Source organism: Pseudomonas sp. TE24901, assembly GCF_054058375.1.
Window position 1 is genome coordinate 180364 of the sequence record NZ_JBSSAF010000013.1, and the last position, 8905, is coordinate 189268.

The window sequence follows — 8905 nt, forward strand, 5'->3', positions numbered from 1 at the left end:
TTCCAACTTTTATACGCTGACCAAACAGTCAGATATTTTTTTAGGCTAATCGCCATCTTCTCTGAACTATTCAAAAAAGCCTTCGGTCACACCGAGTAAGCCATCACTTGGAACAGCCGTTTGAAAGGCGCCACGCGCATCACTGCCGGGCCCTCGGCCGCTGACCACCTGAGATGGATGTTGATGTTTTTCAGGAGTTATCCAATGGAGTTGAAGACGATGAAGACCAGCACTGCCAAATCCTCGTTTAACCACCTGCGCGGGCTCAAATTGGCCGCGCTGGCAATCGGCACCAGCTTCGTTCTGGCGGGCTGCGCCGGTAACCCGCCGACCGAGCAATACGCGGTCACCCAATCGGCGGTCAACAGCGCCGTCAGCGCCGGCGGTACCGAATACGCCGCCGTGGAAATGAAGTCGGCCCAGGACAAGCTCAAACAAGCCGAAATCGCCATGCACGACAAGAACTATGACGAAGCCCGTCGCCTGGCCGAACAAGCCGAATGGGACGCTCGCGTCGCCGAACGCAAGTCCCAGGCCGCCAAGGCCGAACAGGCTGTGAAGGACTCCCAGAAAGCTGTTCAGGAGCTGCGTCAGGAAGGCATGCGCCCGGCTGTTATCCCGCAGCAATAAGCCGCCGCCCCTGATTGCATTGCACCCGATATCGAATTGAAAGGACGACACGACTATGCGTAAACAATTGATGATCCCTGCCCTGCTGGCGATGAGCGTTGCCCTGGCGGCGTGCTCCACCCCGCCGAACGCGAACCTGGAAAACGCACGGACCAACTTCTCGTCCCTGCAGACCAACCCGCAGGCCACCAAGCTCGCGGCGCTGGAAACCAAGGACGCCAGCGAATGGCTGGACAAGGCTGACAAAGCCTACCGCGACAACGAAGACCAGAAGAAAGTCGACCAACTGGCCTACCTGACCAACCAGCGCGTTGAAGTGGCCAAAGACACCATCGTGCTGCGCGAATCCGAAGCCAAGTTGAAAAACGCCGGTGACGAACGTGCCCGCGCCCTGCTGCAAGCCCGTGACGCGCAGATCAAGCAACTGCAAGACAGCTTGAATGCCAAGCAGACCGATCGCGGTACGCTGGTGACCTTTGGTGACGTGCTGTTTGCCACCAACAAGTCCGACCTCAAGTCCAGCGGCCTGGTGAACATCACCAAGCTGGCGCAGTTCCTGCGCGACAACCCGGACCGTAAAGTGATCGTCGAAGGCTACACCGACAGCACCGGTTCCGATGCGTACAACCAGAGCCTGTCGGAGCGTCGCGCGGCTTCCGTGCAACGTGCACTGGCGCAACAAGGTGTGGATATCTCGCGCATCGTGACCCAGGGTTATGGCAAGGAATACCCGGTTGCCGACAACGGCAGCGTATCGGGCCGCGCCATGAACCGCCGTGTGGAAGTGACCATTTCCAACGACAACCAGCCGGTCAAGCCACGGTCTTCCGTCGCTTACTGAGTCGTCCCGGCGCTACAAAAAACCCACCTTATGGTGGGTTTTTTTTGACTAGCCAAAGGTGATGGGAACGTCCGCCTCGTCCGGCAGTTCGATTGCCTTCACGCCATAGGCATTGTCCGAGAGTTTCTCCAACAGCTCACTGAGCGCATCGGCTTGTGCATCCTCACGCTCCAGCGCCTCCTGCCCCCTGGCCATATCCAGCATGTTGCGTATCGCGCCAATGGTTATCGCCACCGTCCCTTCCCCCGTTCTGCAAAAGTTACCAGGGGATCTGTGGCGTCTTGCGCAATACGGTTCCAGATATTTCCAAAATCGGCGTTATTGCTCCAGCTGTGGCGTCTCCTGGCCCATGCAACGCACCGCTTGCTTCTTGTTGTTCACCAGCACGCCGCTGAGGCCTTTTTGCTCGGTGTCGAACATCACCAGCACGCCATCGACGCACTGCGCCACTTGTGCGGCCGGGGTCAGGGAAATCTTGTAGTCCTCGCCGGGGATGGTCTTGAGCAGGGTGAAGTCGCTGAGCAGCAACGCGTCTTCCGGCTTGGCGAAGTGCAGGTAACCGTAGTACCACAGGCAACCAACTGTGCCGATGATGGTGCCAATACCGGTGAGGATCAGCGGGATCATATTGCGTTCTTCGCTCATTGCGGGCTCTCTGATGAATCAATGTTAGGAAGGGGGTAATTCGGAATCTCGCCCAGGCGGCGCAGGCCGTTGAAGTGCTGTGGGTCGTCCAGATAACGCAGCATCACGATTTGCCAGGTCTTGTCGGCAAAGGTCTGCACATGCCCGCCACGGGTCAGTTGCAGCACCCTGGGTGGTGGCGCGGCCTGGTACAGGCGGATGCCGTTGGACAGCGGCACGATCGGATCATCCAGGCTGTGGAACAGCAACTTCGGCACACCGGTCAGCTGCGGCATGGCGTTGATCGCACTGTCGGCGTCCGGCACCAGCCAGGACAAGGGCACCTGGAAAGGCCATGTTAACCACGAGGTGCTGAGGGCGAATTGTCCTACGTCACGATAACTGGCCGGCACGCCGTCCAGTACCAAGGCTTTTAGCCGGGGCTGACGTTCGGGGTGGGCCGCCAGGTAATGCACCGCCAGCGCACCGCCCAGACTCTGGCCCAGTACGATCACCGGCTGGCCTTGGGTTTCAGGCGCCTTGTCGAGCCAGTTGAACGCCGCATCGATGTCCTGGTAGATCGCTGGCAATGACGGCTTGCCTTCGGACAGGCCATAACCACGATAGTCCAGCAGCAGCACCTGATAGCCCTGCTCCGGCAACCACCAGCTCCCCCCCAAGTGCCAGGCCAGGTTGCCGCCGTTGCCATGCAGGTGCAGCACCGTGCCCTTGAGCGGCACGCCGGGCTTGGCCGGTAGCCACCAGGCGTGCAGCTTCACGCCGTCGGCGGTGACCACAGTGACGTCGCGGTAGGCCAAGTGGGCTTTTTCCGGCGTGAACGGCAGGCCAGGTTCGGGGTAGAACAGCAGGGAGCTGCAGCCGTTCAAAGTAAGTAGCAGGCATAGAATGCCGAGGATTCTCATCCGTTGAAACCTCGTAATTGAGAGCGCAGAAGGTCACCTGTAGGCGCCGGCTTGCCGACGATGGCGTTTTTTTCAGCTAAAACACGGGTGGCTGATGCACCGCTATCGCCGGCAATCCGGCGCCTACAGGGTGATGGGGTGACGTCAGAGGATATTGGAGTAGTCCGCCTCGATCCGGTCCAGGCTCAAGTGGTTGAGGAAGTTGGAGAAACACATCCAGGCCGCCAGTGCATTCATGTCGCGGAATTGTTCCGGCAGGTACTTAGGCGGCACCACCAGGCCTTCATCCACCAATTGGCGCAGGGTGCGCATGTCTTCCAAAGTGGTCTTGCCGCAGAACAGCAGCGGCACTTGCTCCAGCTTGCCTTTGCGCACGGCCAGCTGGATGTAGTTGTAGACCATGATAAAGCCCTTGAGGTAGGACAAATCCTTGGTAAACGGCAGACCGGTCGGCACCGAGCCACGGAAGACGCGACTGGCGTTGCCGTAGCTTTCGGCCATTTCAAAACCTTGCTCGCGGAAGAATTCGAACACCTGCAGGAAGTCGGCGCCCTCCTCCACCATATGGATGGCGCGGGTGCGGTTGGTGAGTTTGCGCAGGCGACTCGGGTAGGAGGCGAACGTGATGATCTCCATCAGGATCGCCAGGCCTTCCTGGGTCACGGTGGACGACGGCGGGCCCTTGGACAGGAAGGTGCAGATCGGCTGGTTCTGGCCGTTGAGGGTGGTGCCGACGTGCACCAGGCCTTCATGCACTTCCAGGGCGCGCACATCGCGGTCATTGAACATCGCGTCGGCGCGAATCTTGATGTAGTCGGCACCCGCCGCGGCGTCGGCGACGATACCGTCGGACTCGAACACGCGGATGGTCTCTTCGGCTTCGCCGAACACCTTGTTCAGGCGGGTTTGCAACAAGCTGACGGCGTCCTTGGCGGTGAGGGTCTTGGCCTCATCCTTCAAGTCGCCGCGGCCGTCGATGTTGTTGAGGTAGTCGGAGAGCATCAGGCCCAGGTCGGCCAGCGTCGGGTCGCCGGCGTGAAACGCATCGGACGCGGCGCCGTACAGCTCCTGGGAAATCAGCCCGAAGTCCTCGGTGCCGCGCGCTTCGAGCATGCGCACCACCATGCGATATTCCTTGCACATGCGGCGCATGATCTGCCCTACCGGGCTGAACTGGCCGAGGCGACGGGTGATGTCGCGCTCGATGTTCTGGAACTCCAGCTTTACCGCGCTGGAATCGAACGACAGCGGCCGGTTCAGGTAGTAATCACGGTCTACGGCAGGCATGGCCTTGCCCTTGGCCTTGAGGAAACCCTGGCGAATGTTCTCGTCCCACTTCACGGCGTCGAGGACGCGAATCGGTGTTTGCGCCAGCACAATGCGATCAGACAAGGTGCGTATCGTCTGCTGGTAATCGTCCACCCGTTGCTTCCTCTTTAAACGTTATTTGCCCGAGCGCTGGTAGCGCACGGCTTCAACGAACACATCGGCATTGGCCGGGTCATCCAGGTAGGCAAACACCTGGTCCATGGGGCTGTCGACCACGACACCGGCACCTTCGACGGTGTCCACGGTGGCGCCATGCAAGGCCTTCTGGCCGATAGCCTGGTGGATCTGCTCCAGGTCCAGGTTGTAGACCACTAATTCGTGTTTTTCGTCGAATTCGAAACCGGCCAGGATGTAATGCCCACCGAGTTTTGCCGGCAACGCTGCCGACAAATACCAGCGGCTGCCGTGGCGCGACACGGTAAACAGGTACTCATCGCGCTGGCCCGGTTTGCCTGTAGGGTAGCTCACGGCTTTGTAACGGTGATCACCGGCGGCGGTAATGTGCAGGTTGAGCGGTTCGCCCCAGGCGTTTTTGCTGGCCCATTGGCCGATCAGCCCGGACGGCGCGGCTTCGTGGGCCGGCAGCGGGTCCTTGAAGGTCACCAGGCAACCGCTCAGTAGCAGGAACGATAAGGCGATTACCGCGACGCGCCAGGTTTTCATCAAGTACTCCACGGGTGGTATAGGGTGAACCGCTTTATGTGGGAGCGGGCTTGCTCGCGAAAGCAGTGGTTCAGCCAAACATGTATCGACTGACACTGCGCATTCGCGAGCAAGCCCGCTCCCACACAAAGCAAATCCCGTCTTCGTCTAGACCGAGGCCAACACCAAATGCATGTAACGCTTGAGGATCTCAAGCATCTCTTCACCGGTCAGAGGCTCTGCGCCGCCCAGCAGGCCCTGATATTCCATCCGACTGATTATCGCCGTCAACACTTTGGCATCCTGTTGCGGCTCTCGGGAGCCCAATACCTGGAAAAACTGCCCAGTGCCCTGCAGCAGGATTTGTTGGTGGGAGCGCACCAGCTCCGCCAGGCGCGGGTTCAGCAGGGCTTCCTGGCGAAAAGCCAGTTCAGCCATCAGGTGTTCGCGGCGGTTGGTCAGTTGGCGCATCACGTAGTCGGCGGTCAGGCGCGCAATGTCATCGGCCAGTTGCGAGCGTGACTGCGGGCTGCCATCACCGTAGGCGACCATCTCACGCAGCAGCCCTTCGTTGCGCACCCACAGCTTGCCCATGAAGGCGGCGCTGCGTTCGACGTACTGGGCGAAGGTATCGGTGAGCAGGTCGTCGATGTCCTTGAAATAGTAGGTCGTGGCCGACAACGGCACCCCCGCCTCCGCCGCCACCGCCCGGTGACGTACCGCACGCACGCCTTCGCGGACCACGATGCGCATGGCCGCATCGAGAATGTCTTGCCTGCGTTGCTCGCTGCCCCGGCGACTGGCCTTGCGGCCCTGGTACTGGACACTTTCAGCCACGGCAGCCGCAATGCCGGCGGCGCCTTCTTGAGCCATTACGCGGTTCACGACACACATCCTTGAATAGATCAAAACCTGGCGCTGTTCGCTTGACGCTTATTAACGCCACATAAAAAAGCCGCCTTATAAAAGGCGGCTTCGGATTTCGCTACGGTTACGCTTGTGGCCGCATGTGCGGGAACAAGATCACGTCGCGGATCGACGGCGAGTTGGTCAACAGCATCACCAGGCGGTCGATGCCGATACCTTCACCGGCCGTTGGCGGCATGCCGTATTCCAGGGCACGCACGAAGTCGGCGTCGTAGTGCATGGCTTCGTCGTCGCCAGCATCCTTGTCGGCCACCTGGGCCATGAAGCGCTCGGCCTGGTCTTCTGCGTCGTTAAGCTCGGAGTAGGCGTTGGCGATTTCGCGGCCGCCGATGAACAGCTCGAAACGGTCGGTGACGTTCGGGTTGTCGTCGTTGCGACGGGCCAGCGGCGACACTTCGAACGGGTACTGGGTAATGAAGTGCGGCTGTTCCAGCTTGTGCTCCACCAGTTCTTCGAAAATCATCACCTGCAGCTTGCCCAGGCCTTCGAAGCCCAGCACCTTGGCGCCGGCTTTCTTGGCAATGGCACGGGCCTTGTCGATGTCGTTGAGGTCGTCGGCGGTCAGCTCAGGGTTGTACTTGAGGATCGAGTCGAACACCGACAGGCGCACGAACGGTTCGCCGAAGTGGAACACCTTGTCGCCGTACGGCACGTCGGTGCTGCCCAGGACCAGCTGTGCCAGCTCGCGGAACAGTTCTTCGGTCAGGTCCATGTTGTCTTCGTAGTCGGCGTAGGCCTGGTAGAACTCCAACATGGTGAATTCGGGGTTGTGACGAGTGGAAACGCCTTCGTTACGGAAGTTGCGGTTGATCTCGAACACTTTTTCGAAGCCGCCAACCACCAGGCGCTTCAGATACAGCTCTGGCGCGATACGCAGGAACATTTCCATGTCCAGCGCATTGTGGTGGGTTTCGAACGGCTTGGCTGCGGCACCACCGGGGATGGTTTGCAGCATCGGGGTTTCCACTTCCAGGAAGTCACGCTTCATCAGGAAGCTGCGGATGTGGGCGATTACTTGCGAACGTACGCGGAAGGTCTGGCGCACTTCTTCGTTGACGATCAGGTCAACGTAGCGCTGGCGGTAGCGCTGCTCGGTGTCGGTCAGGCCATGGTGCTTGTCCGGCAGTGGGCGCAAAGACTTGGTCAGCAGGCGCACGCTGGTCATTTCAACGTACAGGTCGCCCTTGCCGGAGCGGGCCAGGGTGCCTTCGGCCGCGATGATGTCGCCCATGTCCCAGGTTTTCACCGAGGCCAGGGTTTCTTCGGACAGCGTCTTGCGGTTGACGTAGACCTGGATGCGACCGGTCATGTCCTGGATCACCATGAACGAGCCACGGTTGAGCATGATGCGACCTGCCACCTTGACCGGGATCGCAGCCTCTGCCAGCTCTTCCTTGGTCTTGTCCGCGTACTGTTTCTGCAAGGCATCGCAGTAGTTTTCGCGGCGGAAGTCGTTGGGGAAGGCATTGCCCTTGGCGCGCTCGGCAGCAAGCTTTTCCTTGCGCAGGGCGATCAGGGAGTTTTCTTCCTGTTGCAGGGCTTGCGGGTCGAGTTGTTGGTCGCTCATGTCTTTAGATTTTCCATCAGGTTCGTTGCCCCCGGCCTGCGGCCGGGGATCGCCGGCAAGCCGGCTCCTACAGGGGTGTTACAGGCCTGATTTCAGGCTGGCTTCCAGGTATTCGTCGATGTCGCCGTCGAGCACCTTGTCGCAGTCGCTGCGTTCGATGTTAGTGCGCAGATCCTTGATCCGCGACGCATCGAGCACATAGGAGCGGATCTGGTGACCCCAGCCGATGTCCGACTTGGTGTCTTCCAGCGCTTGCGACGCGGCGTTGCGTTTCTGCATTTCCTGCTCGTACAACTTGGCCCGCAGCATTTTCATGGCGGTGTCCTTGTTGGCGTGCTGGGAACGTTCGTTCTGGCAGCTGACCACGGTGTTGGTCGGTACGTGGGTGATACGTACGGCCGAGTCGGTGGTGTTTACGTGCTGACCACCGGCACCGGAGGAACGGTAGGTGTCGATCCGCAGATCAGCCGGGTTGATCTCGATTTCCACCTTGTCGTCGATCTCTGGCGAGACGAACACAGCGGAGAACGACGTGTGGCGACGGTTGCCGGAGTCGAACGGGCTCTTGCGCACCAGACGGTGCACGCCGATCTCGGTCCGCAACCAGCCAAAGGCGTATTCGCCCTTGATGTGCACGGTCGCGCCCTTGATACCGGCGACTTCACCGGCCGACAGTTCCATGATGGTCGCGTCGAAACCGCGTTTGTCCGCCCAGCGCAGGTACATGCGCAGCAGGATGTTGGCCCAGTCCTGGGCCTCGGTGCCACCGGAGCCGGCCTGGATATCCAGGTAAGCGTTGTTCGGGTCCATTTCATGGCTGAACATGCGGCGAAATTCAAGCTTGGCGAGGTTTTCCTCGAGACGGGCCAGCTCGGCGACGACATCGCCCACTGCGCCTTCGTCGTTTTCTTCGACGGCCATGTCCAGCAGGTCACGGCAATCGGCCAGACCGGTGTTCAGTTCGTCGAGGGTGTCGACAATCTGCGCCAGCGCAGCGCGCTCGCGGCCCAATTCCTGGGCGTATTCAGGTTTGTTCCAGACGCTCGGATCTTCAAGCTCGCGATTGACTTCGGTCAGACGCTCATGCTTTTGATCGTAGTCAAAGATACCCCCGAATAGTTTCGGAGCGCTCGGACAGGTCCTTGATGGTGTTAAGGATCGGGTTGATTTCCATGGCGGGCAGCACTCGTTGGCGAACTTTTGAAAGCCGGCGAGTATAACGGGAAATGGGGGGGAGCGGCAGTCCGCTGGGCGAAAAGGGTTGGGGGGGTTGGTGGTGTACATATCCGTTACTTGGGTGATGGCGGGTATTGGTTCCGCCCTTACGGCGGGTCACTTTGGAAAAGAGCCCCAAAGTAACCAAAGGGCTCTTGCCCCAACACTCGGCACCTCGCTCACGCTCGGTGTGCCCGTAATCCGACA

Annotated in this window: 11 protein-coding genes; 2 read left to right on the plus strand and 9 right to left on the minus strand. The window is 60.0% G+C overall.

The genetic code is table 11. The features are described 5' to 3' along the window. Positions 1–219: 219 nt before the first annotated feature. A complete protein-coding gene (locus ACVWVP_RS24405; RefSeq protein ID WP_178919075.1) occupies positions 220–630 on the plus strand; it encodes a DUF4398 domain-containing protein in 411 nt (136 codons plus the stop codon). Positions 631–685: 55 nt separating this feature from the next. Further along, positions 686–1471 carry an OmpA family protein gene (locus ACVWVP_RS24410; protein ID WP_178919077.1) on the plus strand — a complete coding sequence of 262 codons (786 nt, stop codon included), beginning with the start codon at positions 686–688 and terminating at the stop codon, positions 1469–1471. Positions 1472–1519: 48 nt separating this feature from the next. On the opposite strand, the gene ACVWVP_RS24415 is transcribed toward ACVWVP_RS24410, so the two are convergent. From ACVWVP_RS24415 to ACVWVP_RS24455, 9 genes are all read right to left on the minus strand, one after another. Further along, positions 1520–1705, minus strand: coding sequence for a hypothetical protein (locus tag ACVWVP_RS24415; RefSeq protein WP_178919079.1), 186 nt, complete (start codon positions 1703–1705; stop codon positions 1520–1522). Positions 1706–1789: 84 nt separating this feature from the next. Next, positions 1790–2116: a hypothetical protein gene (locus ACVWVP_RS24420; protein ID WP_178919081.1), complete on the minus strand. Its 327-nt coding sequence runs from the start codon at positions 2114–2116 to the stop codon at positions 1790–1792. Further along, entirely contained in the window at positions 2113–3018 is a 906-nt protein-coding gene (locus ACVWVP_RS24425) for an alpha/beta hydrolase (protein WP_457408492.1), read from the minus strand. Before ACVWVP_RS24425 ends, ACVWVP_RS24420 begins: the two co-directional genes overlap by 4 nt. Positions 3019–3162: 144 nt before the next feature. After that, entirely contained in the window at positions 3163–4440 is a 1278-nt protein-coding gene (locus tag ACVWVP_RS24430; protein ID WP_178919085.1) for a flavohemoglobin expression-modulating QEGLA motif protein, read from the minus strand. 21 nt (positions 4441–4461) lie between these two features. Further along, the gene (locus ACVWVP_RS24435) at positions 4462–5010 is read right to left on the minus strand and encodes a hypothetical protein (RefSeq protein WP_178919087.1); all 549 of its coding nucleotides are present in this window, start codon (positions 5008–5010) and stop codon (positions 4462–4464) included. Positions 5011–5157: 147 nt separating this feature from the next. Beyond that, complete coding sequence (locus ACVWVP_RS24440; RefSeq protein WP_176999365.1) at positions 5158–5874, minus strand: TetR/AcrR family transcriptional regulator; 717 nt, start codon at positions 5872–5874, stop codon at positions 5158–5160. Positions 5875–5980: 106 nt separating this feature from the next. Continuing rightward, positions 5981–7483, minus strand: a complete 1503-nt coding sequence (gene lysS / locus ACVWVP_RS24445; protein WP_008431110.1) for a lysine--tRNA ligase — start codon at positions 7481–7483, stop codon at positions 5981–5983. Between the two features lie 78 nt (positions 7484–7561). Beyond that, positions 7562–8657, minus strand: a protein-coding gene (prfB, locus tag ACVWVP_RS24450; RefSeq protein WP_098465888.1) for a peptide chain release factor 2 whose coding sequence is annotated in 2 segments (ribosomal slippage) — positions 7562–8584 and positions 8586–8657 — 1095 coding nt in all. Because the reading frame shifts where the segments join, the coding sequence is not laid out codon by codon here. Further along, a partial coding sequence (locus ACVWVP_RS24455; protein ID WP_457408497.1) for a hypothetical protein occupies positions 8583–8905 on the minus strand: 323 nt, incomplete at its 5' end. The genes prfB and ACVWVP_RS24455, both read right to left, overlap by 75 nt.

Coding starts and splice junctions, on each gene's coding strand:
- ACVWVP_RS24405 (WP_178919075.1), top strand. CDS start 220: ATGAAGACCAGCACTGCCAAATCCTCGTTTAACCACCTGCGCGGGCTC.
- ACVWVP_RS24410 (WP_178919077.1), top strand. CDS start 686: ATGCGTAAACAATTGATGATCCCTGCCCTGCTGGCGATGAGCGTTGCC.
- ACVWVP_RS24420 (WP_178919081.1), bottom strand. CDS start 2,116: ATGAGCGAAGAACGCAATATGATCCCGCTGATCCTCACCGGTATTGGC.
- ACVWVP_RS24425 (WP_457408492.1), bottom strand. CDS start 3,018: ATGAGAATCCTCGGCATTCTATGCCTGCTACTTACTTTGAACGGCTGC.
- ACVWVP_RS24435 (WP_178919087.1), bottom strand. CDS start 5,010: ATGAAAACCTGGCGCGTCGCGGTAATCGCCTTATCGTTCCTGCTACTG.
- lysS (WP_008431110.1), bottom strand. CDS start 7,483: ATGAGCGACCAACAACTCGACCCGCAAGCCCTGCAACAGGAAGAAAAC.